This is a genomic window from Mesorhizobium sp. WSM1386 (assembly GCF_055901595.1).
Genome location: NZ_CM148373.1, coordinates 1,557,736 through 1,583,202, shown reverse-complemented (window position 1 = coordinate 1,583,202; position 25,467 = coordinate 1,557,736). Strand labels below are relative to the sequence as shown.

Annotated in this window: 25 protein-coding genes; 12 read left to right on the top strand and 13 right to left on the bottom strand. The window is 63.7% G+C overall.

The genetic code is table 11. From position 1 onward, the window contains the following. Nucleotides 1-40: 40 nt before the first annotated feature. The 4 genes from AC0NIH_RS07755 to AC0NIH_RS07740 form a co-directional block, all read right to left on the bottom strand. Nucleotides 41-1,141, bottom strand: a complete 1,101-nt coding sequence (locus AC0NIH_RS07755; protein ID WP_473463601.1) for a sn-glycerol-3-phosphate import ATP-binding protein UgpC — start codon at nt 1,139-1,141, stop codon at nt 41-43. Between the two features lie 10 nt (nt 1,142-1,151). Further along, complete coding sequence (locus AC0NIH_RS07750) at nt 1,152-2,066, bottom strand: ABC transporter permease subunit (RefSeq protein ID WP_473463598.1); 915 nt, start codon at nt 2,064-2,066, stop codon at nt 1,152-1,154. Nucleotides 2,067-2,073: 7 nt separating this feature from the next. Beyond that, the gene (locus tag AC0NIH_RS07745) at nt 2,074-2,958 is read right to left on the bottom strand and encodes a carbohydrate ABC transporter permease (RefSeq protein ID WP_352707188.1); all 885 of its coding nucleotides are present in this window, start codon (nt 2,956-2,958) and stop codon (nt 2,074-2,076) included. A gap of 141 nt (nt 2,959-3,099) precedes the next feature. Continuing rightward, on the bottom strand, nt 3,100-4,452 hold the full coding sequence (locus tag AC0NIH_RS07740; RefSeq protein ID WP_473463596.1) for an extracellular solute-binding protein: 1,353 nt from the start codon (nt 4,450-4,452) through the stop codon (nt 3,100-3,102). 500 nt (nt 4,453-4,952) lie between these two features. On the opposite strand from AC0NIH_RS07740, the gene AC0NIH_RS07735 reads away from it, so the two are divergent. Next, nucleotides 4,953-7,403: a bifunctional diguanylate cyclase/phosphodiesterase gene (locus AC0NIH_RS07735; protein ID WP_473463593.1), complete on the top strand. Its 2,451-nt coding sequence runs from the start codon at nt 4,953-4,955 to the stop codon at nt 7,401-7,403. A gap of 31 nt (nt 7,404-7,434) precedes the next feature. Here the strand turns inward: AC0NIH_RS07735 and tlpA are convergent, their stop codons facing one another. Further along, the gene (tlpA, locus tag AC0NIH_RS07730) at nt 7,435-8,115 is read right to left on the bottom strand and encodes a thiol:disulfide interchange protein TlpA (protein ID WP_473463590.1); all 681 of its coding nucleotides are present in this window, start codon (nt 8,113-8,115) and stop codon (nt 7,435-7,437) included. 37 nt (nt 8,116-8,152) lie between these two features. Here tlpA and argH point away from each other — a divergent pair, with 37 nt between their 5' ends. The 3 genes from argH (at nt 8,153) to lysA (ending at nt 11,239) form a co-directional block, all read left to right on the top strand. Then, a complete protein-coding gene (argH, locus tag AC0NIH_RS07725; RefSeq protein ID WP_473463588.1) occupies nt 8,153-9,553 on the top strand; it encodes an argininosuccinate lyase in 1,401 nt (466 codons plus the stop codon). Between the two features lie 140 nt (nt 9,554-9,693). Continuing rightward, complete coding sequence (locus tag AC0NIH_RS07720) at nt 9,694-9,900, top strand: hypothetical protein (protein ID WP_013892818.1); 207 nt, start codon at nt 9,694-9,696, stop codon at nt 9,898-9,900. Nucleotides 9,901-9,970: 70 nt separating this feature from the next. Beyond that, entirely contained in the window at nt 9,971-11,239 is a 1,269-nt protein-coding gene (lysA, locus tag AC0NIH_RS07715; protein ID WP_473463584.1) for a diaminopimelate decarboxylase, read from the top strand. Nucleotides 11,240-11,360: 121 nt separating this feature from the next. Here lysA and AC0NIH_RS07710 read toward each other — a convergent pair whose 3' ends face one another. Next, nucleotides 11,361-11,663, bottom strand: coding sequence for an ArsR/SmtB family transcription factor (locus AC0NIH_RS07710; protein WP_023763885.1), 303 nt, complete (start codon nt 11,661-11,663; stop codon nt 11,361-11,363). A 50-nt stretch (nt 11,664-11,713) separates the two neighbouring features. On the opposite strand from AC0NIH_RS07710, the gene AC0NIH_RS07705 reads away from it, so the two are divergent. Continuing rightward, nucleotides 11,714-12,655: a threonine/serine dehydratase gene (locus tag AC0NIH_RS07705; RefSeq protein WP_287271334.1), complete on the top strand. Its 942-nt coding sequence runs from the start codon at nt 11,714-11,716 to the stop codon at nt 12,653-12,655. Between the two features lie 116 nt (nt 12,656-12,771). Then, nucleotides 12,772-15,375 carry a TIGR02302 family protein gene (locus tag AC0NIH_RS07700; protein ID WP_287271335.1) on the top strand — a complete coding sequence of 868 codons (2,604 nt, stop codon included), beginning with the start codon at nt 12,772-12,774 and terminating at the stop codon, nt 15,373-15,375. Nucleotides 15,376-15,398: 23 nt separating this feature from the next. Here AC0NIH_RS07700 and AC0NIH_RS07695 read toward each other — a convergent pair whose 3' ends face one another. Then, a complete protein-coding gene (locus AC0NIH_RS07695; protein WP_287271336.1) occupies nt 15,399-16,277 on the bottom strand; it encodes a LysR family transcriptional regulator in 879 nt (292 codons plus the stop codon). A gap of 222 nt (nt 16,278-16,499) precedes the next feature. On the opposite strand from AC0NIH_RS07695, the gene AC0NIH_RS07690 reads away from it, so the two are divergent. After that, nucleotides 16,500-17,447, top strand: a complete 948-nt coding sequence (locus tag AC0NIH_RS07690) for a DMT family transporter (protein ID WP_352707134.1) — start codon at nt 16,500-16,502, stop codon at nt 17,445-17,447. On the opposite strand, the gene AC0NIH_RS07685 is transcribed toward AC0NIH_RS07690, so the two are convergent. The 3 genes from AC0NIH_RS07685 to AC0NIH_RS07675 all read right to left on the bottom strand — a co-directional run bounded on the left by AC0NIH_RS07685 (nt 17,448) and on the right by AC0NIH_RS07675 (nt 19,143). Further along, nucleotides 17,448-17,819, bottom strand: coding sequence for a response regulator (locus AC0NIH_RS07685; RefSeq protein WP_473463580.1), 372 nt, complete (start codon nt 17,817-17,819; stop codon nt 17,448-17,450). 119 nt (nt 17,820-17,938) lie between these two features. Further along, nucleotides 17,939-18,481 (bottom strand): hypoxanthine phosphoribosyltransferase, encoded by a 543-nt coding sequence (hpt, locus tag AC0NIH_RS07680; RefSeq protein WP_023776768.1) that lies wholly within the window; start codon nt 18,479-18,481, stop codon nt 17,939-17,941. A 23-nt stretch (nt 18,482-18,504) separates the two neighbouring features. After that, complete coding sequence (locus AC0NIH_RS07675) at nt 18,505-19,143, bottom strand: hypothetical protein (RefSeq protein ID WP_352707124.1); 639 nt, start codon at nt 19,141-19,143, stop codon at nt 18,505-18,507. A 192-nt stretch (nt 19,144-19,335) separates the two neighbouring features. Between AC0NIH_RS07675 and ftsE the strand changes: the two genes are divergently transcribed. From ftsE to AC0NIH_RS07660, 3 genes are all read left to right on the top strand, one after another. Then, complete coding sequence (ftsE, locus tag AC0NIH_RS07670) at nt 19,336-19,995, top strand: cell division ATP-binding protein FtsE (protein ID WP_010911739.1); 660 nt, start codon at nt 19,336-19,338, stop codon at nt 19,993-19,995. Then, the gene (locus tag AC0NIH_RS07665; protein ID WP_023763877.1) at nt 19,988-20,980 is read left to right on the top strand and encodes a cell division protein FtsX; all 993 of its coding nucleotides are present in this window, start codon (nt 19,988-19,990) and stop codon (nt 20,978-20,980) included. Before ftsE ends, AC0NIH_RS07665 begins: the two co-directional genes overlap by 8 nt. Before the next feature lie 121 nt (nt 20,981-21,101). Continuing rightward, entirely contained in the window at nt 21,102-21,827 is a 726-nt protein-coding gene (locus tag AC0NIH_RS07660) for a YdcF family protein (protein ID WP_473463577.1), read from the top strand. A gap of 7 nt (nt 21,828-21,834) precedes the next feature. Here AC0NIH_RS07660 and AC0NIH_RS07655 read toward each other — a convergent pair whose 3' ends face one another. The 3 genes from AC0NIH_RS07655 to AC0NIH_RS07645 are packed head-to-tail and all read right to left on the bottom strand — an operon-like array spanning nt 21,835 to nt 23,590. After that, nucleotides 21,835-22,467, bottom strand: coding sequence for a pyridoxamine 5'-phosphate oxidase family protein (locus tag AC0NIH_RS07655; RefSeq protein WP_473463574.1), 633 nt, complete (start codon nt 22,465-22,467; stop codon nt 21,835-21,837). 45 nt (nt 22,468-22,512) lie between these two features. Continuing rightward, on the bottom strand, nt 22,513-22,983 hold the full coding sequence (locus tag AC0NIH_RS07650) for a nuclear transport factor 2 family protein (RefSeq protein WP_023776773.1): 471 nt from the start codon (nt 22,981-22,983) through the stop codon (nt 22,513-22,515). 55 nt (nt 22,984-23,038) lie between these two features. Beyond that, nucleotides 23,039-23,590: a carboxymuconolactone decarboxylase family protein gene (locus AC0NIH_RS07645; RefSeq protein WP_023776774.1), complete on the bottom strand. Its 552-nt coding sequence runs from the start codon at nt 23,588-23,590 to the stop codon at nt 23,039-23,041. A gap of 98 nt (nt 23,591-23,688) precedes the next feature. Here AC0NIH_RS07645 and AC0NIH_RS07640 point away from each other — a divergent pair, with 98 nt between their 5' ends. After that, nucleotides 23,689-24,594 carry a LysR family transcriptional regulator gene (locus AC0NIH_RS07640; protein WP_473463572.1) on the top strand — a complete coding sequence of 302 codons (906 nt, stop codon included), beginning with the start codon at nt 23,689-23,691 and terminating at the stop codon, nt 24,592-24,594. A gap of 77 nt (nt 24,595-24,671) precedes the next feature. Continuing rightward, the gene (locus tag AC0NIH_RS07635; RefSeq protein WP_224686563.1) at nt 24,672-25,460 is read left to right on the top strand and encodes a lysophospholipid acyltransferase family protein; all 789 of its coding nucleotides are present in this window, start codon (nt 24,672-24,674) and stop codon (nt 25,458-25,460) included. Nucleotides 25,461-25,467: the final 7 nt, after the last annotated feature.

Below are 25,467 nucleotides of genomic sequence, written 5' to 3'. Positions count from 1 at the left end.
AAGGCGAAGTCTGTCTCCGGCGATGATGGAGGCTTCGGGGTCAGAGCGCCGGTTCGGGAACGGAAGCCTTGAAGACATCGAGCCGGGTTCCCGTCTCCGACGAGAAGAAATGCATGTCATTGGGCGAAAGCATCAGGCCGACGGCACTGCCGGGCTCGGGGTGCACGGCCTCCGACGTCATCACCGAAAACGGCGCCCCGTCGAGATCGACATAGATGACACGCCCGGCGCCCAGTTCCTCGACCAGGTCGACTGAGGCCTTGAGGGAGCCCGTCGTGCCCGGCGCCACTAGCCGGACGGCTTCCGGCCGGATGCCCATCGCCACCTTGGTGCCGATCGGCAGGCCAGCGCGGGCCATGGTCAGGCGCCGGCTGCCGTCGAGCAGCGACAACCCGTCGAGTTCGACCGTGCCTTCGAGCATGTTCATTGCCGGCGCGCCGACGAAGGTGGCGACGAAGCGGCTGGCCGGGCGGGTATAGATCTCGCCAGGCGTGCCGACCTGCTCGACCCGTCCGCCATTCATCACCACCAGCCGATCGGCGAGCGTCATCGCCTCGACCTGGTCATGGGTGACGAAAACGGAGGTGGCATTCAGCCGGCAGTGCAGCTTGCGGATTTCCGACCGCATCTGCACGCGCAGCTTGGCATCGAGGTTGGACAACGGTTCGTCGAACAGGAACACTTTCGGTTCGCGGATCATGGCGCGCCCCATGGCGACGCGCTGCCGCTGGCCGCCGGAAAGCGCCATCGGCTTGCGGTCGAGCAGTTGTTCGAGTTCCAGCGTGCGCGCGACCGCCTGGATGCGCTGGGTACGCTCGGCGGCGGGAACGCCGGCGACCTTGAGCGAATAGCCGATGTTCTGCGCCACGCTCATATGCGGATAGAGTGCGTAGTTCTGGAACACCATGGCGCAGCCGCGCTCGCGCGGCTCCAGTCTGTTGACCACCGTGCCGTCGATCGCGATCTCGCCACCGGAGATATCCTCCAGCCCGGCGATCATGCGCAGCAGCGTGGACTTGCCGCAGCCCGACGGCCCGAGGATGACGACGAATTCGCCCGACGCGATATCGAGGTCGACGCCGTGCACGACCTGCGTCTTGGCGTAGTTCTTCTTGACGCCGCGTATTGTTATGGAGGCCATGTTTGTCTCCTTATTTTTCGGTGGCGATCAGGCCGCGCACGATCCAACGTTGCATGAGCACCACGACGGCCAGCGGCGGCAGCATGATGATCAGCGTGCCGGCCATGGCGATGTGCCATTCCGGAGTGCCGCCGACATTGGGAATGAGTTGCTTCAACTCGGTCACTGCCATCGCATGCGACTGGTCGGTTGTGATGAGCAGCGGCCACAGATACTGGTTCCACGCCCACAGGAACATGATGGTGCCAAGTGCCGCCATGTTGTTGCGCAACAGCGGTAGAAGGACATCGATGAAGAAGCGTAGCGGCCCGGCGCCGTCCATGCGCGCGGCCTCGGTCAGCTCGTCCGGCACGGTCAGGAAGAACTGCCGATAGAGGAACGTGCCGGTGGCGGTGGCGACCAGCGGCAGGATCAGTCCGGGGTAGGAATTGAGCAACCCAAGGCTGAGCGAGACCTGCACCCCCGACACCTTCTCGATCAGCCAACTCAAGCCTGTCACGTCGAGGATGGTCTGATAGGGCGACAGCACGTTGGCGACGACCGCGTAGGTCGGCACGATGCGCACTTCCAGCGGCAGCATCAGCGTCACGAAGATCAGCCAGAAGATGAACATCCGGCCGGGAAAGCGGAAATAGACGATCGAGAAGGCGGTGAGCGCTGAAATGATCACTTTGCCCGCCGCGACGCCGCCGGCGACGATGAAGCTGTTCAGTAGCTTGGGGCCGAGATCCGCCGTCACCCACGCTGTCTTGATGTTGACCCAGAAGTCGCTGCCCGGCAGCAGCGACATCGGCACGTCGTTGACGTCTTTCAGATTGTGCGATGCCGCGATAGCGACGATCAAGAACGGCGCGACGCAGAAGACAAAGCCTATGAACAGGATCAGATGCGTGAAGAAATTGAGGAATGGGGTGCGCTCGACCATGTCATCCTCACCCGTAGTGTACGCGCCGCTCGATGAAGCGGAACTGGAAGATGGTGAGCACGATGATGAGCAGCATCAGGATGATGCTCTGCGCGGCCGCGCCTGAATAATCGAGGCCTTTGAAGCCGTCGGAATAGATCTTGTAGACCATCAGGTTGGTCGCGTTCGCCGGGCCGCCGGCGGTCATGATGTCGACGATGCCGAACGAATCCTGAAAACTCTCGGTGATGTTGATGACCAGCAGGAAAAAGATCGTCGGCGTGATCAGCGGGAACTGAATATCCCAGAACCGCCTGATGACACCGGAGCCGTCCATCGCCGCCGCCTCGATCAGCGAACGCGGGATGGCCTGGAACGCGGCCAGGAAGAAAATGAAGTTGTAGCCGACATATTTCCAGGAGAAGGCGACGATGATCGACGCCATGGCATCCGCGCCATCGAGACCCGGATCCCAGATCCCCGGCCACATCCGGTTGATGACGGAAAGGAACCCCGCCTCCGGCGCCAGAATGAAGCGGAATGCCAGCGCCAGTGCCGGCGCGGCGATGCCGTACGGCCAGATCAGCACCACGCGATAGAAGCGCGAGCCGGTGAGTTGCCGATCGGTCAGCGCAGCGAGCACGAGCGCGATGAACATCGCCAGGCCGGTGCTGATCCCGGCAAAGACCAGGCTGGCGGTGATCGAGTTCCAATAGTCGGCATTGGACAGGATCGAGCGGAAATTATCGAGCCCGACCCAGATATTGCCACCGCCCCAGGGCTGCTGCAGCGTCAGCGACCAGTATACGGCCTGGCCTGCCGGCCAGTAGAAGAACGTGAAGATCAGCAGCAACTGCGGCACCGCGAAGAGGATACCGATCGTCCATCTGCTGAAAGTAACGCGTTTTTCCATCGGTCCGCCGGCGCCGCTAGACAGCTAGCTCAAAGCAAAAGTGAGATTAATAACGAAATGGCCGCCCGTCGACCCAAGCGTGATCCCGAAACGGGAGGTCAAGCCTGGAAGCGTCCGCGGGCGGCCATGAGTTCGTCGCGATCAGGGCAAGGTCTTGCCCGGATAGGTCTGCTGAAAGCGGTCGAGGATGGCGTCGCCATTCTTGACCAGCGTGTCGAGACCTTCCTGGACACTGACCTTGTTGGCGAAGATCGCCTGCATCTGCGTGCCGAACTCGGCTCGGATCTGAGTGAAATTGCCCAGGCGGATACCGCGGGTGATCTCGGTCGGCTCGGACGCGATCAAACTGGCGATCGCGACCTCACGCCCCTTATAGGGCGCCTTGTCGTAGAACCCCTGGCCCTTCATGTAATCGAAGCCCGACTTGGTCACCGGGATGTAGCCGGTGTTGGTCGACCAGAACAGCGCCGTCTTCGGATCGTGGATGAAGTTGAGGAACGCCGCCGCGCCCTTGTATTCCGCATCCGACTTGCCCGAGAGAACCCAAAGCGAAGCGCCGCCGACGAGCGAATTCTTGCGCTCGGTGCCGGCATAGACCGGCAGTTCGGCGACATCCCAGTTCATGCCTTCCTTTTGGGTCCTGCCGACGGTGCCGTGGTCGCCGACCGAGGTCAGGATGACCTGGCAGGTGCCGGAAGCGAAGGCCTGGACCATGTCCTGCCCAAGATCCTTCGACTTGATCTTGATCAGGCCGGAATCATACCACTTCTTGAGATCGGTGACATATTGGACGAACTTGGTCTTGTTGACTTCGAGACGGGCGTCGAGGCCGTCATAGCCGTTGTTCTTGGTGGCGATCGGCTGGTTGTGGATCGCCGAGAACTGTTCCATCAACTGCCAGCTTTCGTTGGCCGAGATGTTGATCGCCATCGGGCATTCATAGCCGGCGTCCTTCATGGCCTGAAGGTCGGCGCCGACGTCTTCCCAGGTCTTCGGTGCTTCGGTCTTGCCGATCTTGGCGAAGGCGTCCTTGTTCCAGTACATCAGCGCGGTCGAGGAATTGAACGGGAAGGACAGCATCTCGCCTTTCGACGTCGCGTAGTAGCGCGCGATGCCGGGGAAATAGTCCGCGTAGTCGATCTTGTAGCCATTCTCTTCCATCAACTTGTCGGCGGGCTTGTAGGCGCCCGACAGCATCATGGTGGCGGTGCCGACGTCATAGACCTGGACGACGGTGGGCTGTTTGCCGGCCCGGAATGCGGCGATGGTGTTCTGAAGCGTGGCGTCGTAATTGCCCTGGCTGGTGCAGACGACTTCATAGTCCTTCTGCGATTCGTTGAAGTTCTTGCACATCGTGTCGACGACGCGGGCGAGGTCGCCCGAAAGGCCGAACCAGAAGTCGAATTTCACCGGCTCCGCGAAGGCAGGAACCGCCAGCGCGCTGCCGAGCGCGCCAGCGGCAAGGGCAGCGAGGCCCCGCTTGAAGATGGTCATGATTTCTTCCCTCTTGAATGGCTGTTGACAAGGGTCTTGCGCAAATCCTTGCCCGCTCTCTTAGAGAAGGTATGTGACAGTTCTGTTGTGGCCTCTCGGGCCTGTGGACAGCCAGTCTTTCCTCCCCCTCGGCGGTTGCCCCGGCATGAAAACGTCACACCGGCGCCCTAGGTAGCTAGGGCGGCTGTCGAGGACGTAAAGACCGTCAAGGGCCGTCATGATTAACCGGCTAAAGGGATGATGAAATGCTGGTGCGGAAGCTGACGCATGTACCCGTCGCCAACAGGCAGGCCATGTGCGACAGGCAGGCCATGTGCATGAAGCCCTGGCAGTGACCGTTCGCCTGAAATAGCTGGCTTCGGCCGGAATATCCCGTTGCCGCGGCGCGGCTACGTCCGTGGAGCACGCTGTGGTTGCAGGCGTCTTCATAGATCCTTCAACGGCCAAGCATTAATCAGTCATATCTCCGGTTTTATTTCCAAGGGGTTGGGGGAAATAAGATGTTGACGGTCTATAATTGTATCGTGAACCAGCACGATCTGAGACTGGTCGCACTCGCCGCGCTGATCTGCGGTATTTCCTGTTTCTCCGCCGTCAACCTGCTTCACCACATCAGTCGCTCGACCGACCGGAACCGTCTGGTCTGGCTGATGATCGCGGCGACCTCGACCGGCTTCGGTATCTGGGCAACGCATTTCATCGCCATGCTTGCCTTCACGCCGGGCATACCGAGCGCCTACGATCCGGAGCTCTCCGTGCTCTCGCTCGCTGCCTCGGTCGCACTGACGGCGGCCGGCATGTGGATCGCCACCTTGCGGGACGAGTTCGACCATCATCTCGTCGGCGGCGCCATCCTGGGCGGCGGTATCGCCGCCATGCATTACATCGGCATGGCGGCATTCGAGGTCCAGGGCCGGATCGAATGGAACCTGCTGCTTGTCGCCGCTTCCCTGCTCTCCGGCGTGGCGCTCGCGGCGCTGGCGCTGCGTACCGTTCTGCGCCGCCCCTCTCTGTCGGCGACATCGGTCGGCGCGCTGCTGCTGACGCTGGCGATCTGCATCTTGCATTTCATCGGCATGGGCGCGGTCTCGATCTTTCCCGATTCCTCGATCGTCATATCCGAATACACCATCGAGCCGACCTCGCAGGCTTTCGCGGCCGCTGCCGCCACGCTGGTGATCCTGGTGTTGTCGGCATCGGCGCTGTTGATCGATCTGCGCTTTCGCCGCCAGAAGCTCGAGGTAGACCGCATGCACGGCCTGGCCAACGCCGCCGTGGAGGGCCTGATCGTCTGCGACGGCAACCGCATCGTCAGCGCCAATGACAGCATGGGCAAGCTGACCGGCACGGTGGCCGCAATGCTGAACGGCACGGAGCTGGACGGTCTCTTCGACGAACACGCCGTATCCGGCACGGCCAGCCTGGAGGGCCAGCCGCGAGAGGCGGAGTTGAAAAACCGCGACGGAACGCGAATTCCCGTCGAGCTGATCGCCCGAAGCATCGATTATTGCGGCAAGCCCCACAATGTCATTGCCGTCCGCGACATCCGCGAACGCAAAAAGGCGGAGCAGGAGATCCTTCGCCTCGCCCATTTCGACCCCTTGACGGGACTTGCCAATCGCCGCTCCTTTTCCGGCCGTCTCGACGCGGAAATCGCGTCCATGAACCGCATCGGGAACACCGGCGCAGACGTCAAGGGCAGGCATCTTGCACTCCTGCTGCTCGACCTCGACCGCTTCAAGGAGGTGAACGACCTCTATGGACACGGCGCCGGCGATGCGATGCTGCAGAGGGTGGCAAGCTGCGCTGCCGGCGTTCTGCGTCCCGGGCAAATGCTGGCGCGCCTCGGCGGCGACGAATTCGCCATCATCGCCCCCAACCTGCCCGACCCGCAGGCGGCGGGCCGCATCGCGGGCGCAGTGCTCGCCGCCATGCGCGAGGAAAACCGGGCAGCCGTCGGCGGCGGTCTGGTCTCGGCCAGCATCGGCATAGCGATCTATCCGCTCGATGCCGATGACCAGACCAGCCTGATCAGCCATGCCGACACGGCACTCTATCGCGCCAAGACCGAAGGCAGGGACACCTATCGCTATTTCGAGGCGTCGATGGGTGCCGAGGCCCGCGACAAGCGTGTGATGGAGCACGAATTGCGCCAGGCCGTGGCGCGTGGCGAATTCTATCTCGTCTATCAGCCGCAGAAGGAGATCAGCAGCGGCAGGATGGTTGGCTTCGAAGCCCTGATCCGCTGGCGCCATCCCGAGCGTGGCGAGGTCTCACCCGCCATATTCATCCCGGTGGCCGAGGACAGCGGCGCCATCGGGCAGATCGGCGACTGGGTACTCGAGGCTGCCTGCGAGGAGGCCGTCCGCTGGGAAAACCCGCTCATGGTCGCCGTCAACGTCTCCGCCGTACAGCTCCACAATCCCAATTTCAGCCGCAGGGTCCATGAGACCTTGCTGAAGACAGGCCTTGCAGCGACAAGGCTGGAACTCGAGATCACCGAAACCGCGCTGGTGAAGGACATGCCGCGCGCCCTGGCAACCCTGCGGCAGGTCAAGGCGCTTGGCGTGCGCGTGGCCATGGACGATTTCGGAACCGGCTATTCCTCCCTCTCCAACCTGCGCGCCTTCCCCTTCGACAAGATCAAGATCGATTCTTCCTTCATCAAGGCGGTGGACACCAACGGCCAGGTCGCGGCGATCGTGCGCGCCGTGCTGGGGCTGGGGCGCGGCCTTGGCCTGCCGGTCCTGGCGGAGGGCGTCGAGACGCTTGGCGAGTTGAAGTTCCTGGACGCCGAGGCCTGTGAGATCGGCCAGGGCTATTATCTCGGCAAACCGGCGCCGATCGAGGCATTCGACGACCTGACCGGCCTCGGCAAGCGCGCGTCGCTGCGCGCCGACCGCCAGGGTGGCAGCCTCCTATTGCTCAAGCCAAACGTGCGTTCGGCGTAAAGCGGTCGCTTGAAGCCGAATTCTGTTGGCGTCACGATCCGAGTGCCGTCTCGATCAGCCGTTTGGCATCAGGACCCGACCACTCGGCCGGCCCGTTCATATGGGCGATCAGGCAGCCATCGCCGTCGATCAGCATGGTGACGGGAAGGCCGAGCGCCAGACCGCGCGACTTGAGGTCGTTGAACAGCGCCATCGTCGAATCGCGGTAGTAGCTGAGCGTCTCGACACCGGTATCCTTGAGGAATTTCTTCGGCTTCACATCGTCGCCTGTATCGACATTGACGGCGACCACCTGAAAGGCGTCGCTGCCTTTTTCCTTCTGCAGGGCATCGAGCGCCGGCATTTCGGCACGGCAAGGCGCGCACCATGTCGCCCACAGATTCAGCAGCACCGTCTTGCCGGCATGGTCGGCGATCGTCATCGGCTTGCCGTCCGGCCCGTTGAACGCGAGGCGCTTCATGGATTGCGGCGGATCGGCCGGCAACAGCGCCGCAACCTCGCCGGTGGCAGCGGCGGCGACCTTCTTGGCACGGTCGCTCTTGGCGGCGCAGGCGACGTCGTCCTTGCCGTCGTCGGCGGCCGCTTGCGGCGCGGCGTTGTTGCCAGACCGGCTCTCGCTGACATATACCGCGACCGCGCCGGCCAGCACTCCCGCCACCAGGGCGGCGAGGATCAGGCGCGGGGCCGGGAAAAATCTGTTTCCGTCTGCCATTTTCTCAAAACTGCTCCGAAGCACGGGTTTTATAGCGATGAGCGACAAGAAGACCAGCAACCAGATGTGGGGCGGACGATTTGCCTCGGGTCCGGCCGCGATCATGGAAGCGATCAACGCATCGATCTCGTTCGACCGCAAACTCTATGCGCAGGACATCAGAGGCTCGATCGCCCATAGCGAGATGCTGGCGCAAACGGGCATTATTTCGGCGGCCGATCAAGAAAAAATCGCTCACGGCCTGAACACGATCCTGAAAGAGATCGAGGCCGGCAGCTTCGAGTTTTCGACCCGGTTGGAAGACATCCACATGAATATCGAGGCTCGCCTCGCCGACCTCATCGGTCCGGCGGCAGGCCGGCTGCACACCGCCCGCTCGCGCAACGACCAGGTGGCGGTCGACCTGAGGCTCTGGGTCAAGGACGAGTGCTTTCGCGTCGCCGAAGCATTGAAGGGCCTGATCGGGGCGCTGCTGGAACGCGCCGAGGAACACGCGGCGACCGTGATGCCGGGCTTTACCCATATGCAGGCGGCGCAGCCGGTGACCTTCGGTCACCACTGCATGGCCTATGTCGAGATGTTCGGGCGCGATCTGTCGCGCGTGCGCGACGCCATCGAACGGATGGACGAGAGCCCGCTGGGTGCTGCCGCCCTGGCCGGCACCAGCTTCCCGATCGACCGCCACCAGACCGCCAGGGCGCTCGGCTTCCGCGAGCCGATGCGCAATTCGCTGGACAGCGTTTCGGACCGCGATTTCGCGCTGGAGTTCCTGGCGATGGCGGCGATCTGCGCCACGCATCTGTCGCGGCTCGCCGAGGAGATCATCATCTGGTCGACGCCGCAGTTCGGCTTCGTCAGGCTGTCGGACTCGTTTTCCACCGGCTCCTCGATCATGCCGCAGAAGAAGAACCCCGACGCCGCCGAACTGGTGCGCGGCAAGACGGGCCGCGTCAACGGCCATCTGGTCGGCCTGCTGACGGTAATGAAAGGCATGCCTTTGACCTATGGCAAGGATATGCAGGAAGACAAGGAATCGGTCTTCGATGCCGCCGAGACGCTCGACCTGATGCTCGCCGCGATGACCGGCATGGTCTCGGACATGACGGTCAACGCCATGGCGATGAAGAAAGCCGCCGGCTCCGGGCACGCCACCGCCACCGACCTTGCGGACTGGCTGGTGCGCACGCTCGGACTGCCGTTCCGCGAGGCGCATCACGTCACCGGCCGCGCGGTGGCGCTGGCCGAGGAGAGGAAGGTCGGGCTGGAGAAGCTTTCGCTGGAGGATCTGCAGTCGATCAACCCCGGCATCACCTCGGATATTTTTTCGGTGCTGGCGGTGCAGAACTCGATCAAGAGCCGCACCAGTTTCGGCGGCACGGCGCCATCGGAGGTGAGGAAGCAGATCCGCGCCTGGAAAAAGCGCATCGCAAAGGCGTAATACCCGGATATTGCGATCGGCAATATGCCGACATTGCGATCGGCAATATCAGGATATTGCGAACAACAATATCCGGGGTGCAATGCGCCGAGAACTCGGCTAAAAGCGGCGGCTGGCAAACGTTTCGGACGGATGGATCGATGACCGGAAGCAGGATTTTGGTGACGCTGACGCTTCTGGTGGCGGTCGCCGCGGTGACGGCCTGCGGCCGCAGGGCCGGTCTCGATACACCCTACGAGGCGGCCGTGCAGGCCCGCAAGGATGCCGAGAAGGCCAAGCAGCCCGTGCCGCCGGAGCCGGAAAAACCGGTCAAGGACAAGAAGTTCTTCCTCGACCCGCTGATCTAGAGCCGAAGAGAGCGGGTTTGGTCTTCCAAACCTGATCTCACAGTGCCCCAACTTTCCGGAAAACACTCTCGTGAACCATTTCGATTACCGCGACGGCGTGCTGCATGCCGAGGACGTGGCGATACCAGATATCGCCGCGGAGGTCGGCACGCCGTTCTATTGCTATTCGACGGCCACGCTGACCAGGCACTACCGCGTATTCGCCCAGGCCTTTGCCGGGCTCGACGCGCTGGTCTGCTATGCCATGAAGGCGAATTCCAACCAGGCGGTGCTGCGGACGCTGGCGAGGCTCGGCGCCGGCGCCGACGTGGTGTCGGAAGGCGAGTTGCGCCGGGCACTGGCCGCCGGCATCCCGGCCGGCAAGATCCTGTTCTCAGGCGTCGGCAAGACGGCGCGTGAAATGGATTTTGCGCTCACCGCCGGCATCCTTTGCTTCAATGTCGAATCCGAGCCGGAACTCGAACTCCTGTCCTCCCGCGCCGTGGCTCTCGGCAAGGTGGCGCCGATCTCGTTGCGCATCAATCCCGATGTCGACGCCAGGACCCACAAGAAGATCTCCACCGGCAAGGCGGAGAACAAGTTCGGCATTCCGTGGCAGCGGGCGCGTCAGGTCTATGCCCGCGCTGCCGAATTGCCGGGCATCAAGGTCACCGGCATCGACACCCACATCGGCAGCCAGATCACCGAATTGCAGCCCTTCGACGATGCTTTCGCGCTGCTTGTCGATCTGGTCGGTGCACTGCGCGACGACGGCCACGCCATCGAGCATATCGATGTCGGCGGCGGCCTCGGCATTCCCTACCGCGTCGACAACAACCCGCCTCCGCTGCCCGATGCCTATGCCCAGATCGTCAGGAAGCATGTCACCAAGCTTGGCCTCAAGGTGATGTTCGAACCGGGCCGGCTGATCGTCGGGAATGCCGGCGTCCTCGTCTCGGAGGTGATCTTCGTGAAGGAAGGCGACGCCAAGAATTTTCTGGTCGTCGATGCCGCCATGAACGACCTGATCCGGCCGACGCTCTACGATGCCTTCCACGACATCAGGCCGGTCGTCCAGCCGCCGGCCGACACGCCGCGCATGATGGTCGATGTGGTCGGGCCGGTCTGCGAGACCGGCGATTATATCGGGCTCGACCGCGACCTGCCCAGGCTGAAGGCCGGCGATCTGGTAGCGGTTTCCACGGCCGGCGCCTATGGCGCGGTGCAGGCCGGCACCTACAACACGCGTCTTCTGGTGCCTGAGGTGCTGGTCGATGGCGACCGTTTCCACGTCGTGCGTCCGCGTCTGACCTATGACGATTTGATCGGGCTGGATTCGGTGCCCGATTGGCTGGCATAGAGCGTTTCACCGTTTCACCGAAACGGCGAGCCGCTCTGTCTCCTTGTTTTGACGCAATTCCGTACGGAAAACCGCGCACACTTTTCCTGGAATTGCTCTAGAAGCCGCACCGCCTGTCGAGCTATAGCCGGTTCTGGATGAGCGCCCTTGTATCGGCGATCCTGTCTTCGTCACGCCGATAAAACGTCCATTGCTTGATGCGCTTGGTGCGCAGCAGACCGGCATGGGTAAGCACGCGCATATGCTCGGAGAGCGTCGCTTGCGTAATGCCGAGCTTCTCCGCGATCAGCAGCGCGCAAACGCCGTCCTCGACAAGATCGCCGTCTGCCTGGGCCGGGAAATGCGCGCGCGGATCCTTCAACCAGTCGAGGATTTGCAGCCTGCGCTCGTTGGCAATCGCCTTGAAGATATCAACCTCTTGCATTTAGCTATTTTGCCAAGTTACTAATTACAGTCAATCCCGAGGAGATCGCCATGCCGCAAGGCAACACCGTCACACGCGAACGCATCGCCGCGATGGAGCCGCGCATTCGCCCCTATATCAGGCGCACGCCGGTGCTGCGCGTCGATATGGCCGACTTCGACCGGCCGCCGCTGGCGGTCGACCTCAAGCTTGAATGCCTGCAGCATTCCGGCTCGTTCAAGGCACGCGGCGCCTTTACCAATCTTCTCGAACGCCAGGTCCCCGAGGCTGGCGTCGTCGCCGCGTCGGGCGGCAATCATGGCGCCGCCGTCGCCTACGCCGCCATGCGGCTTGGGCACAAGGCGACCATCTTCGTTCCCGAAGTCAGCCCACAGGCCAAGCTGGAGCGTATTCGCTCCTATGGCGCCGAACTGGTCGTCGGCGGCGCCCGCTATGCCGAAGCGCTGGCCGCCAGCGAACGTTTCGCCGAGGAAACCGGCGCTCTGCAGATCCACGCCTTCAATCAGGAAGAGACGCTGGTCGGCCAGGGCACGCTCGGGCTGGAGATCGAGAGCGACCTGCCCGAGATCGACACGCTGCTGGTCGCGGTCGGCGGCGGCGGCCTGATCGGCGGCATCGCCGCCTGGTATGCAGGCCGCATCCGCATCGTCGCCGTCGAGCCGGAAGGCGCGCCGACACTTCACCGCGCCTTCGAGGCGGGTCACCCCGTCGACGCGCCGACGGAAGGCATCGCCGCCGATTCGCTGGCGCCAAAGCGCGTCGGCGAAATGATGTTCCCGATCGCCGAAGCCTTCGTCGAACGCTCCATCCTGGTCAGCGACGACGACATCATCGCGGCGCAGAAAGCGCTGTGGAACAGCGTGCGCATCATCTCCGAGCCGGGAGGTGCCGCCGCTTTCGCCGCGATCCTGTCCGGCCGCTACGCGCCGGCATCGGGAGAACGCGTCGCCGTGCTGGTCTGCGGCGCCAACGCAAACCCCGCCAATTTTTGATTGCAACCATTTCGGCCGGCTTCACGTTTTTTCAAACTGCCTCGCCTTTGCCGTGTTTGCTGGTATTCTTCGAGTCGTGAGGCTTGGGCTATTTTGCCCGTCCCCTGGAAGGGCCGATGACGCAACGACCCACCTTCAGCAACGACCACGGCTTGGCCGGGCGCCTCGCCTTGAGCCGGCTGGCGACACGGGTCTCGATGGTGGTCGAGCGTGGCTGGCCGCTGCTGCTCCCGCTCGTCATCCTCGCCACCCTGTTCCTCAGCGCCTCCTGGTTCGGCATTTTCTCCCGGCTGCCGGATACGCTGCGCATCGGCCTTGTCGCCGCCTTCGGCGTCGCCGGGCTCGCCGCCCTCTATCCGCTGCGCTTCTTCCGCGTGCCAGGTGCTGCCGAGATCGATCGCCGCATCGAGGCCGCCAACAGCCTGCTGCACAGCCCCGTGCTGACACAGGCCGACCGGCCAAGCGGCCGGGAAAGCAGCTTCTCCCAGGCGCTCTGGCGCGAGCATCAGAAGCGCATGGCCGCAAAGCTCGACAGCCTCGGCGCCGATTTGCCGCGCACTCGCGTGCCGGAGCGCGATCCTTGGGGGCTGCGCGCCGTGGCGGCACTTCTGCTCGTCACCGCCTTTGCCTTCTCCTTCGGGCCGACGGGCGGCCGGCTAAGCGATGGGTTCATCGCCCATGGCACATACGACATCGTGCCGCCGCGTATCGATGCCTGGGTGACGCCGCCGGCCTATACCGGCAAGCCGCCGATCTTCCTGACCGCCGACGCCAACCAGGCTATGCCGACGTTTCATGTCCCCGAGGGTAGCGAGGTCTCCTTGCGCGTCACCGGAGGCTCGGGCGAGGAAACGCTCGCCTATGCCGACAAGGACGGCAACGCCCGCGCCATCGACCCGTCCAGCCAGCAGGCTGCCTCGGCCAAGCCGGCAGCAACCCCAGCGCCATCCTCCTCGCCTTCGAAGATACGCCAGTTCATCGGCAAGCTGACCGGCGACGGCACGCTGACGCTGAAGTCGGGTGAGGATCAGCTCGGCCGCTGGGCCTTCGCCGTCGTGCCCGACAAGCCGCCGCAGATCCGCTTCGTCGGCGAGCCCAAGCGCGCCGCCAACGGCGCTTTCGAGCTCAACTACCAGATCGACGACGATTACGGTGCCGCCAACGCCAAGGCGGTGTTCACGCTGGCCGACCCGCAGGCGCCGGGTGCACGCCCGCTCTACGGCCCGCCCGAGATGCCGCTGACGCTGCCGCGCCGCGGCGGCAAGTCGAATGCGGCCAAGACCTCGAAGGACCTGACAGAGCACGTCTGGGCCGGCAGCAGCATCAAGCTGACGCTCGTCGCCACCGACGACGCCGGGCACACCGCGTCGAGCGAGACCAAGACGCTGGTGATGCCCGAACGGCCGTTCTCCAACCCGCTCGCCCGGGCGGTGATCGAACAGCGCCGGCTGCTGGCGCTCGACGCCAATGCCAAGCCGCGCGTGCTCGACCTGATGGACGCCATCACGCTGCGGCCGGAAGACACGTTCGACAACATGTCCCACTACCTCGCCATCATGAGCGCGCGCAGCCGGCTGAAGCTGGCCGAAAGCGACGATCAGCTGCGCAGCGAGGTCGCCTATCTCTGGGAAATCGCGCTCGGCATCGAGGAGGGCAACCTCTCTGCCGCCGAAAAGCGGCTGCGCCAGGCGCAACAGGCGTTGCAGGACGCCATCAAGAACGGCGCCAGCGACCAGGAAATCGAAAAGGCGATGAAGGAACTGCGCGAGGCGATGAACCAGTTCCTGCAGGAATTCGCCGAACGCGCCAAGCAGAACCCGAATGCACCGCAGATGCAGCAGAATGGCCAGGAGCTGCGCCAGAGCGACATCGACCGCATGATGGACCAGATCGAGAACCTGGCGAAGTCGGGCGATCGCGACAAGGCGCAGCAATTGCTGTCGCAGCTGCAGGACATGATGAACAACCTCCAGGCCGGCCGTCAGCAGCAGGGCGGCCAGCAGGACAGCGAGATGCGCCAGCAGATGGACAAGCTCGGCGAAATCCTGCGGCGCCAGCAGGAGATGATGAACGACACCTTCCGCATGGACCAGATGCAGCGCGGCGAACGCCAGCGCGGACAGAACCGCGACGAGCAGCTTGGCCAGGGCAGCGGCGAGGACCAGGACAAGCCGGGCGTTGGCGAGGATCGCGACCCGCTCGCCAGGCAGAAGCCGATGACGCCACAGGAATTCGCCGATGCGCTGAAGCAGCTGCAGGAAGGCCAGGGCCAGCTGAAAAGCGATCTCGACAAGCTGAAGAAGGGCCTCGAAGGCATGGGCATGGAGCCCAACGAAGGATTTGGCGAGGCCGGCAAGTCCATGGGCAACGCCGAGCAGGCGCTCGGCGAGGGCCAGGGCGACGAAGCCGTCGGCCACCAGGGCCGGGCGCTGGAGGCGCTGCGCAAGGGCGCCAAGGACATGATGAAACAGATGCAGGCCATGCAGGGCGACCAGGGCGGCAGCGAGCAAGGCGGCCGCCAGCAGAATGCCGACCGCGACCCGCTTGGCAGGCCACGCGCCAGCAAGGGGCCGGATTTCGGCGACTCGGTGAAGGTGCCCGACGAAATCGACGTCCAGCGCGCGCGCCAGATCCTGGAAGCGATCCGCAAGCGGCTCGGCAATGCGCTCAGCCCCGATGTCGAGCGCAGCTATCTCGAACGGCTGCTGGAATTGAAATAGGACAGCCGGAGCAACCGGCTGCTTTATGCAACGGCAGGCTGGGCTTGCCTGTTGACGAACGCTTCGCGGATCGCCTCTTGCATGCCGTCGATCGCCTCGCCTGATGCATTCGGGTTGCGATGCATCACCACATTGGAGGAATCGATGTCGCCGAACCCGTCGGCCGACGTCAGCTCACGGCAGCCGTCCGGAATGTTGCTGCGCGAAATCGGCGCGATCGCCAGCCCCGAGGTGACGGCAAGCTTCAGGCCGCCATTGGTGTCGCTGGTATAGGCGACGCGATAGGCAAGGCCACGCTGCTCCAGCGATTTGATGGCGAAATCCTTGCACCAGCCGGCCCGGTTGTAGAGCGCGATCGGCACCGGACGCTCCTCATGCATGTGATGCAGGGTCGATGTCACCCACACGGTCGGATCGTGCATCAGCACTTCTCCGCCGGAAGCATCCTGCCATTCGAACACCACGCACAGATCGAGTTCGCCGGCTGCGAGCGACGCCATCTGCGCCCAGGAATGGGCATAGCGCACGGTGACCTCGACCTGTGCGTGGCGCTTCGAAAACGCGCCGAGCGCCCGCGACAGGATGGCGTGGCCATACTCCTCCGGAATGCCGATGCGCACCGGCCCGCCGAGCGGCGCGGCCGTCATCGACGCCGCCGTTTCCTCGAGCAGCGCGACGATGCGGCGGGCGTTGACGATGAGTTCGCCGCCGCGCCGCGTCAGTGCGACGCCGCGCGAACCGCGCTCGAACAGGCTGTCGCCGACCAGGCTTTCGAGCCTCTTCATCTGCATCGACACGGCCGACTGGGTGCGGCCGGCCAACTCCGCCGCCTTGGTGAAATTGCCGGCATCGGCAATGGCCACGAAGGTGCGCAGGAGATCGCTGTCGAGGGTCGGCCGCATGGAATCCGCCATAAGAAAATTTGATCGCTGATATCATTCCAATTCGTTTGCAACATGTCAAACACCGGACGATAGTCGCCTCACCCATTGGATATGCGGCTGCGGAATCAGCCGCGGACCAATCAAGAGTCCTCACTCGTGCCCGCTGCCCGAAAAGGTGGCGGGTTCTTTTTGATCTGCAGGCGGGGGCCTCCGATCATACGCGCGGGAGCCTGAACGCGGATGCAAAATAGGATGGTGCGCGGCATCCTGAGCCTGTGCCTCGGCGTGCTGGTCTTCTCGCTGCAGGATCCGCTCGTCAAGGCGGTGTCGAGCGGCTACCCGGTGACCGAGGTGATGGCGATCCGCTCGATCGTCGCCTTGCCGATCCTGATCCTTCTCGTCCACGCCGATGTCGGCCTGCGGGCAATCCTGTCGCGGCGGTTCGGCCTGCTGACGATACGCGCCTTCATCCAGTTCACCTCCTACACGATGTACTATTTGGCCATCGCCGCCCTGCCGCTGGCCGATGCCGTGGCGCTCTACTTCATGGCGCCATTGTTCATCATGGCGCTGGCCGGGCCGTATCTTGGCGAGCGCGTCTCCTGGCGCACGCTGGCGACCGTGCTGATCGGGCTGCTTGGCGTCGTCGTCATGGTGCGCCCTGGCGCCGGCCTGTTCGACTGGGCGGCACTGCTGTCGCTGGGCTCGGCGACGCTCTACGGCTTCTCGCAGTTGATGGCCCGCAAGATCGGCGATACCGAATCGTCCACCGTCATGGCCTTCTATCAGAACGGCGCCTATCTCCTCGGTGCTGCCATGGTCGCCGGCTCGTTCCACTCTGCCGGCATCACCCACGCCGTCCACCCGAGCCTGGAATTCCTGGTGCGGCCGTGGATATGGCCGACGCTGGCGGATTTCCTCAAGATGGCGGCCTGCGGTTTCGTCGCTTCGGCCGGCATGATCCTGTTGTCGCAGGGCTACCGGCTGGCGCCGGCCAACCGCGTCGCCACCTTCGAATACACCGGCATCCTGTGGTCGCCGCTGTGGGGTTTTCTGTTCTTCGCCGAAGTGCCGCGGTCGACGACCGTCATCGGTGCGGCCCTGATCATTGGCGCCGGCCTGCTGGCGCTCAACAGCGGATTGCGCAAGAGCCCGGCAGCTGCGTTGGCTGCCACCGACCCAGCCTGATCAGGCGAAGCAGATCAGCGCCCGTTCGACCCGGGAGCGGATTTCAGCCAGCGTGAAGGGCTTTTGCACGACATCGAGGATGATGCCGTTCAACTCCTCGGCGCGCTCGCGCTGGTCGGCATAACCGGTCATCAGCAGGATCTTCATCGCCGGGAAATGCGCGGCCGCCGCGATCGCCATCTCGATGCCGTCCATCTCCGGCATGCGGATATCGGAGACCACGAGGTCGTAGCCGCCATTCGCGGCGCGGATCAGCGAAAGCCCTTGCGCGCCATCAGCGGCGATATCGATTGTGTGGCCGGCGCGTTCGAGCGCGCGGGCGGCGAGGGTGCGGACGGATTCATCGTCCTCGACGATCAGAAGCTTTGCCATGGCCGGCATATTTGGCGGCCAAACGTTGACTTTTCCTGAAAGTCCCGGCTGGCCGGCGGGCTAATTTTCTTGGACGCCGTTAAGGCCTTTTTCAGAATCGCCAGGGCGAGGCAAAGGCCTTACGCATCGCCTTTCACAACACCCACGAACGGCAATTCGCGAAAAGCATGTGCTACGTCCATACCATAGCCGACGACGAAATAATCCGGGCAGTCGAAGCCGACATAGTCGGCATTGAGCGCGGTCTGGCGGCGCATGCGTTTGTCGAGCAGCACGGCGATGGAACAGCTTTTCGCGCCACGCGACAGCATCAGGTCACGGGTGAAGCTCAGCGTCTTGCCTGATTCGAGGATGTCGTCGATCAACAGCACGTCGCGGCCGGCGACCTCATTGTCGATGTCGCGCAGCACCCTTACCTCGCCGCTGCTGGTGCCGGCGCCATAGCTGGAGATGAAGATGAACTCGACCTCGGGCGACAGGCCGACATCGTGCATGGCGCGGATCAGATCGGCGGCGAAGATGAACGACCCCTTCAGCACCGAAATCACCAGGAGATCGTGATAGTCGTGCTCGGCGATCTCCTTGGCCAGCTCAAGATTGCGCCGTGCAATCGCCGACGCCGAAAATAGGACCTCGATGTCCTTGTCGCGTACGATGGGCATTGCTCGTCTTCCCCGGTGATCGCCTACTGCGCAAAAGTGACCAAAACGGTCCTTACGCCGTTCTTAGGCACGTCGAGCCGGCTGGCAAAGCCAAATCTTTCTCCCGACGCCAGCGAATGGCCGGATGTCCCCAACGTATAGCGGGTCGTGCACCCATCATTGCCGGTCACCCGGATCTCGAGCGGCGGCAGCTGTGCCGGCTTCGCGCCGTCATTGGCGGCCTCGCCATCGACGAACAGCACGGGATTGGGTCCGGAGGCGTCGACGCGAGAGGTGACGCCTGAAATCGTCAGCGCCGATGTTTGCCCACCGGAGACAAACGACGCCTGGCGCACCAGCGCGTGCCCGCCGGAGACCCAGAAGGCGGCAAGGGCAGCGGCAATGCCGGCGATCCAGAAGATTGGCCCGCCGCGCGAGGCTGGCGGCCGTTCCACCGGCGCCTCGGGCTTGCGCAGCATATCCATGCCCTCGATGGGCGGCGTGACGATCGCGCGCGGCGGCGGTGGGACGCTTTCGACCGGGGGCCGCGACATCACCACATAATCGGCATCGACGACGTCGGCCGCTGGACCGCGCATGAACCGGTCCGCCGCGGCAATTGCCGGGGGATCGGTCATTATTTCGCCGGAAACCGGGCGCGCGGTTCGTTCGTCAGCCATCATGGCCCCAGCGTTGCAGCACGTGTTCGCTTTTCGTTTCTTTTGCGTAAACAAAAATGGTTAACGCTTCCCCACCGGAGCCCTTGTGACGAGCCGAAAGAACCCGGGAATTAACCGCCGGTTAACCATGCCGGCCGATGGTCTTTTCGCAGAACAGGCAGGTTATGCGCTGCCACGAAATTCAGGTCGTCGAAATTGATTCGCTTCGAAAATGTCGGCCTCCGCTATGGCATGGGTCCGGAAATCCTCCGCGACATTTCCCTGCATATACCGGAGCGCTCGTTCCAGTTCCTGAGCGGGCCGTCGGGCGCCGGGAAGACGACCTTGCTGCGCCTTTTGTTCATGTCGCTGAAGCCGACGCGCGGGTTGATCACCATCTTCGGCAAGGACCGCTCGCGCATCTCGCGCACCGAACTGCCGCATTTGCGGCGCCGCATCGGCGTGGTTTTCCAGGATTTTCGCCTGCTCGACCACATGACCACCTACGAGAACGTCGCGCTGCCGCTGCGCGTGCGCGGGCGCGAGGAAGCAAGCTACCGCACCGATGTCACCGAGCTGTTGAAATGGGTGGGGCTGGGCGAGCGCATGCATGTGCTGCCGCCGGTCCTGTCGGGCGGCGAGAAGCAGCGCGCCGCGATTGCGCGCGCGCTGATCGAGCAGCCGGAGATCCTGCTCGCCGACGAGCCGACCGGCAATGTCGATCCGCCGCTGGCGCGGCGGCTGCTGCGACTGTTCATCGAACTCAATCGTCTCGGCACCGCCGTGGTGATTGCGACCCACGATCTCGGCCTGATGGAACAGGTCGACGCGCGCCGCATGATCCTGGCCGGCGGAAGGCTGGACATCTATGACTGATTTGTCCGTCGAACATCTCCACGAGCACGAACAGGAAGCCGACACGGCCGAGGCAAGGCCACGCGCCCAGCGCAAGATGGCGCCGATCGTGCCGGCGCAGAACATCGCCGGCCGCGCCCTGGTGCTGGTCATCGCCATCATGACCTTCCTGTCCTGCCTGACCTTCGGCGCGGTGACGCTGGTGCGTGATACGGCCTCCGTCTGGGAGAACCAGATCTCGCGCGAGGCGACGATCCAGGTCAAGCCGGCCGACGGCCTCGACATGGAGGCAGCGCTCACCCAGGCCTCGCAGATCGCCGGCGAGTTCCCCGGCGTGAAGTCGACGCGGATCATCGACCGCGAGGCGACCGCCAGGCTGCTGGAACCGTGGCTTGGCTCGGGCCTCAACATCGACGACCTTCCGGTGCCGCGCCTGATCATCGTCACCATCGACGAGAACAGTCCGCCCGATTTCGCCGCCATGCGCGCCGCGATCACGCCGAAGCTGCCGAGCGCCTCGCTCGACGATCACCGCACCTGGGTCGACCGGCTGGTGGCCATGGCCCGCACCACGGTGACCATCGGCATCGCCGTTTTGGCACTGATGCTGGCGGCGACCGTGCTGACGGTCGTGTTCGCGACCCGCGGCGCCATGGCTGGCAACGGCCATATCATCGAGGTGCTGCATTTCGTCGGCGCCGAGGCGGCTTTCATCGCGCGCGAGTTCCGTCGGCATTTCCTGGTCACCGGCATGAAGGGCGCGGCCGCCGGCGGGGCGGCCGCAGTGCTCGTCTTCATCGTCTTTTCCTGGTGGTCGTCACGCAACATGGCGACGCCGCAGGCCGACCAGGCCACTGCCCTGTTCGGCAATTTCGCCATCGGCTCGGCCGGCTATTTCGGCGTCGTGCTGATGGTGCTGGTGATCGGCGCACTGACGGCGGCAACCTCCCATGCCACCGTCGTCGCCTATCTCAGCGACATCGACGTCCGCCAACCCGACGCATGAAAAGGGAGCGTCTCTGTGGGTTGAGGGCGCGGGTGGAAACGAGACGGATCACGGATGGAGAAACAGCGTAACGCAAAGTGCGTCTTTTACCTATCAAAGGCCGCATTTCGGGATTAACGATATGGCCATGGACGTGCGGGATTCGACCGGGACGGCTGGGCAGATGCCAGTGGTGGTTGCTCGTTCGCGCGACCACGGCAACGTTAGCCGTTTAAAGACGGCAATTCGGATCTCCGCGCTCTCGCTCCTCGTCCTCGCAACCTTGTTCGCCGGCGGCTTCGGCTGGTTCGCCAACAAGGTCAGCCATCTGACCACGCCTGCCAATCCGACCAAGGCCGATGCCATCATCGTGCTGACCGGCGGCCAGTCGCGCCTCGACGCCGCGATGGAATTGCTGGCATCCGGCAAGGGCGAGCGACTGCTGATCAGCGGTGTGCACCCTTCCGCCAGCCGACGCCAGCTCCAGGCGGCTACCGGCGGCGACAAGAAGCTGTTTTCCTGCTGCGTCGACATCGACCGCGCGGCGCTCGACACGATCGGCAACGCCGAGCAAAGCGCCAAATGGGTGACAAACCATGCCTATGGCACGGTGATCCTGGTCACCAACAACTATCACATGCCGCGCAGCCTGCTGGAAATGGGCCGGCTGCTGCATGGCGCAAGGCTCGAGCCCTATCCGGTGGTCAATTCCAATCTCGACAATGGCGGCTGGCTGACCAAGCCGCGGGCATTGCGGGTGCTGTTCACCGAATACACCAAATATCTGCTGGCGCTGGCGCGCGGCATCGTGCCCGTGAAGCCGACCCCAGACGGCATAGCGCTGGCCGAGACCGCGGCTGGCGGCTGAGCCGGTATCAGCCCTCGACCGCAGTCTCTGAAAGTCCCTTGAGACGCGCGATCTCCTGTTCGAGCTGTTGAATGCGCCGGTCCCGCTCTCCAAGCGCCGCCGCGACATCTGCCGCCTCGAAGCGCTGCGGAATGTGCTGCGGGCAATTGGCATCCCAGGCCGAAACCGTGAACAGGATGACTTGCTCGGGCCGCGCCTTGTAGTCCTGCGGCATCAGCCTCGCCATCAGCTCGGCGTCGTTTTCGACAACGCGCGCCGTACCCCATATCTTGATGCGCTGGCGCAGCATATAGTCGATCAGGAACAGGAAGGCCCTCGGATTGTCGGCCAGATTGCCCTGGGTGATGAACTGCCTGTTGCCGGAAAAATCCGCGAAGCCGATCGTCTTTTCGTCCAACACCTTGAGAAAGCCGGCGGGGCCACCCCGGTGCTGGATATAAGGTTGGCCGTCGCCATTGGCGGTCGACAGGAAGACGCTGGTCTGCATCTCGATAAATGCGGCAAGGTCAGGCGTGATGACGCCCTGCCAACCGCCACGCTCCTCGACCCGCGCATAGGACTGGCGCGAGCCCTTGCGGGCCTGGATCGCCTTGACGGTCGGTGTGAAGGCGACGTCGCTGGTGAAAGCATGTGCGTTCATCGAAACCTCCTTGATGTCTCCGGTCCAAACACTTGAGAGACGATGCTAGAGCCCGAGCTCCGACAATGTCGGGTGGTCGTCCGGCCGGCGGCCGAGCGGCCAGTGATATTTGCGGTCGGCCTCGCCGATCGGCAGGTCGTTGATGCTGGCGATGCGCAGGCGCATCAGCCCGTGTTCATCGAACTCCCAATTCTCGTTGCCGTAGCTGCGGAACCACGAACCTGAGTCATCGTGCCATTCATAGGCGAAGCGCACGGCGATGCGATTGCCGTGGAAGGCCCAGACCTCCTTGATCAGTCGGTAGTCGAGTTCGCGGCTCCATTTGCGGGTCAGGAAAGCCTGGATGGCATCGCGGCCCTGCAGGAATTCGGCGCGGTTGCGCCAGCGGCTGTCGGTCGTGTAGGCGAGCGCGACCCGTGCTGGATCGCGGGAATTCCATGCATCCTCGGCCATGCGCGCTTTCTGCGCTGCGGTCTCGGCGGTGAAGGGCGGAAGCGGCGGGCGGCTTTCAGACATGGATTCCTCTGCGGCATAAGGGCGGACCGGCTGACACCGCCGGCCCTGCCCTCATTCAGGCAGCATCGCGGGCGGAAACAACCGGAAAATCGATCGCGGTGCGGGCTACCTCATTGATATAGTTGGTCCAGACGTTCAGGGCGACATGCTGGACGATCTCGATGATCTGCCCGTCATCGTAGCCCGCCAGCCTTACAGCGGCGACATCCTCATCGCCGACATGCCCGCGGCTTTGCGCAACCCTGGCGGCAAAACGCACCGCCGCGGCCGCCTTGGGATCCGTGGAACCGCCAAGGCGATTGGCGACCATCTCGGCGTCGTCGAGCTTGGCGAGATTCTTGCCGAGATAGCTGTGCGCGGAAAGACAATAACTGCAGCCATTGATCTCGGCCACCGCCAGCGCGATGCGCTCGCGCGTCGGCGCCGGCAGTCGGCCCTTGGCCAGCGCACCCGACATGCCGAGATAGCCTTCAAGCGCGGCTGGACTGTTGGCGACCATCCGAAACAGGTTCGGCACGACACCGAGCTGTTTTTCCACTGCCCGCAGCATGGGCTGCGCGGCTGCGGGAGCGGTGGCGATGGATGAAGGCGTGGCGATGCGGGGCATGAGAATTCCTCTGGATTTGCCCCTCCTATATGCATCCTTCCATCTTGCGGATGTAGGTGCCATAATTGCAATTCATCCTTCCAATTTCTGGAAAAACCATGGATCGCCTCGAAGCCATGTCCCTTTTCGTCGCAGCGGCGGAGTCCGGCAGCCTTTCCGCCGCCGCGCGTCATCTGGGCACTCCTCTGGCAACCGTCAGCCGCAAGGTTTCCGAACTGGAACGGCATCTCAAGACACGCTTGTTGAACCGGTCGACACGGCGGCTGACGCTGACCGATGCGGGCCATGCCTATCTTGCCGCGTGCCGTCGTATCCTGGAAGACGTCGGAGACGCCGAGCGTACCGCTGGTGGCGAGTACAGCGCACCGACAGGTGAATTGATCATCACCGCGCCGATCGTTTTCGGCCGCCTCCATGTACTGCCGGTCGTCACGGCGTTCCTGGCCGCTTACCCCCAGGTGGATATCCGCCTGACGCTCGGCGACAGGATAGTCCAATTGGCCGAGGACCATATCGACCTCGCCATCCGCATCGGCAGATTGCCGGACTCGCGCATGGTCGCGACCAGGGTCGGTTCGATCCGGCATGTCGTCTGCGCAAGTCCAGCATATCTGGCCGGGCACGGAACGCCGAAAACGCCGAAAGACCTTGAGACCCATAGCTGCATCACCTTCGAGGGTCTAGGCTCGCTCGCCACATGGACCTTCGCGGCGGACAAGGCTGACGTTCCTGTCCCTGTCCGTTCCAGGCTCCGGGTCAACACCGCAGAGGCGGCGATCGATGCGGCGACTGCCGGGGTCGGGATGACGCGCGTGCTCTCCTACCAGATCGTCGCCGCTGTACGCTCAGGGGCACTGCAGCCCGTGCTCGAGGATTTCGAACCTGAGCCGTGGCCGGTAAACCTGGTGCATGCCGGCCAGGGCCGGCTGCCGGTGAAACTGCGCGCCTTCCTGGACTTTGCCGGCCCGCGCCTCAGGGAACGTCTGGCGCAGGCGACCTGGTAGAATGAGCCGTATTGTAGCGTTTCCTTTTTGCGCCTGCTTGGTGTAACCAACGCACACTTCCTCACCGGACCTCCCCCATGCTCTATGTCAGATCGCTGGCGTTCAATTTCGTCTTCTACGTCAATCTGATCGTCCAGATGATCCTCTGGACCCCCTACTATTTCCTGTCGCCACGTCACCGCGCCTGGTTCGTGCCGAAATTCTGGTCGCGCACCTGCATGTGGCTCTACGACAAGATCGCCGGAACGAAGAACGACATCACCGGGCTGGAAAACCTGCCCGAAGGTTCCTTTATCCTGGCACCCAAGCACCAGTCGTTCTGGGACGCGATCGCCTTCTTCCCATTCCTCCAGGATCCGCTCTACATCCTCAAGCGCGAGCTGACCTGGATCCCGTTCTTCGGCTGGTACATCATGAAGATGCGCATGATCCCGGTCGATCGCGGCAGCCGTTCCAAGGCCCTGAAGGCGGTGGTCGCGGCGACCAGGGAGGAACTGGCGCGCAACCCGCGCCAGCTGATCATCTATCCCGAAGGCACGCGCCGCGCGCCGGGCGACGAGCCGGCCTACAAATACGGCATCGTCGAAATCTACGCGCAGCTTGGCGTTCCGGTGGTGCCGGTTGCCCATGTCGCCGGCCTGTACTGGCCGCGCCGCAAGTTCCTGCGCTATCCCGGCACCATCAAGGCGCGTTTCCTGCCACCGATCCCGCCGGGCCTGGGCAAGGACGAATTCATGGCGCGACTGATCGGCGACACGGAAGCCGCGTGCGACCAGCTCCTCGTCGAAGCGTCCCAAGCGCCGAATCCGCCGGCGTTGCCGCCAACGGCGGTGAAGCGCCTGCGGGAGCTCGGCGCGAAAGCCTGAAGCCTTG